This window comes from Streptomyces sp. MnatMP-M17 (genome assembly GCF_900091995.1).
Taxonomy (GTDB): Bacteria; Actinomycetota; Actinomycetes; order Streptomycetales; family Streptomycetaceae; genus Streptomyces.
Genome location: NZ_FMDK01000187.1, coordinates 1 through 1,454, shown reverse-complemented (window position 1 = coordinate 1,454; position 1,454 = coordinate 1). Strand labels below are relative to the sequence as shown.

The 1,454-nt window shown below is 73.1% G+C and carries 1 protein-coding gene and 1 pseudogene; both read left to right on the top strand.

The features are described 5' to 3' along the window. A pseudogene (locus GA0115259_RS40130) lies at positions 1-851 on the top strand (hypothetical protein); the annotation flags it as partial. 157 nt (positions 852-1,008) lie between these two features. Continuing rightward, positions 1,009-1,356, top strand: coding sequence for a hypothetical protein (locus tag GA0115259_RS09145; protein WP_141716500.1), 348 nt, complete (start codon positions 1,009-1,011; stop codon positions 1,354-1,356). Positions 1,357-1,454: the final 98 nt, after the last annotated feature.

Sequence of the window (1,454 nt, the reverse complement as noted above, 5' to 3'; positions counted from 1 at the left end):
TCGCCCGCCACTGGAGCCGCCTTCCTGAGCGTGCCGCGCTGGTGCTGGCTGCTGCTGCCACCAGGGCGGCCGAGTACGCGAAGCGCGAGGCTGCATTCGCCGCTGAGCAGGAGGCGAAGGCGGCGTCCATCAGGGCCGAGCGGGCGCGGGTACGGTCCCGGCTGTACGCCGTCAACGGCATCGCCCGCCGGCGTCCCAGGCCGCAGGGTTCGCTCCGGTTGGGATGGGTGCCGGTCGGCCTGGTCGACAGCAAGGGGCTCGGCATGGGCACCATGAGGGTGCGCGAGGTCGAGTTCAGCGAGGCCCTGCCCGGGGCCCTGGTGTACGAGGTCGAGGGACGCCGCCTCGAGGGACGTTTCACGGTCGGCTGCGACCAGTGGCGGCCGGAGCCGCTTCCACAGGGCGTCCGCGTCACCTACGGCCACGTCGAGGATTCCAGCCCCTTCCGTCATGAACACCCGCACGAGCCGCAGGTGTTCGGAGTGCGGGTCGGCGGACTGTGGGACTGCGAGAAGGCCGGGAAGATCACTGCTACCGCGCCGGCCCGCCTGTCGGCGCACGCCCGTACTGGCGTGCGGACCCGTATGTCCGCCTCCGATGCCGCCGAGCGGTACTGCTCCGCCGTCCTGCGGGCGCTCGCACTGCACTACCTGGCCCGGTCCGACCGAGCTGCTCTGCAGTTGGCTGCCGCGCAGGCCAACGTCCGGTCCCAGCGCGCCCAGGCCCGCGAGGAGCTGCGGAAGCTGCTGGACGAGCAGAGGCGGGCGGAGCGTGCCACGAGGCGGCACCGGCGTCGGGAGGCCGAGTACCGGTCGCTGCTCGGCCAGGCCGACGGCTGGCCCGGTGCCTGACGAGAGGAGGGAGATGCCGATCGTGTCGAACAACCCGCCCCTCGCGGGTTCCGGTCGGTCCGGCGGGTCCGGTTCTGCGCACCCTGAAGGTGCGCGGGGTCCCACTGTGCGGGAGCGGCAGTACCTCAAGTGCGCCGGCGCGCACCCCTTGGGGCACTTGCCGGGGGAGGTCAGTGCCCGGCTGGTGGCGGCGATGCTGGCCGAGGAGTGGATCTACCGGGAGGACGCAGACGGTTACCGGCTGGAGGCTGACGAGGCGCTGACGTTCCAGGGCGGCACCGCGTGGAGGATCACTCCGTGCGGACGCTGGGCCGCGTTGACCGCTCGGCAGCGCAGGCTGCTCACCGCACTCGGTGACAGCAGCGTGGCCCTCGCGCACACTGACGGCAGGGCGACGGAGTTGGCCCAGGTGCACTTGGTCGAGGACGTCGGCGGCGTGATGCAGCTGACCGTGCTGGGCGCCTCGTTGGTCCGCGCCTTCGTGACCGGGGCTGGGCAGCCGTAAGGCTCCGGCCCGCGGTCTCGGGGGGAAAGCGCGGAGGCCGGAGCCTCACCGGGCGAGGTCGGGGCGGAGTGTCGGGGGGGGGGGGGCACTCCGGGGGG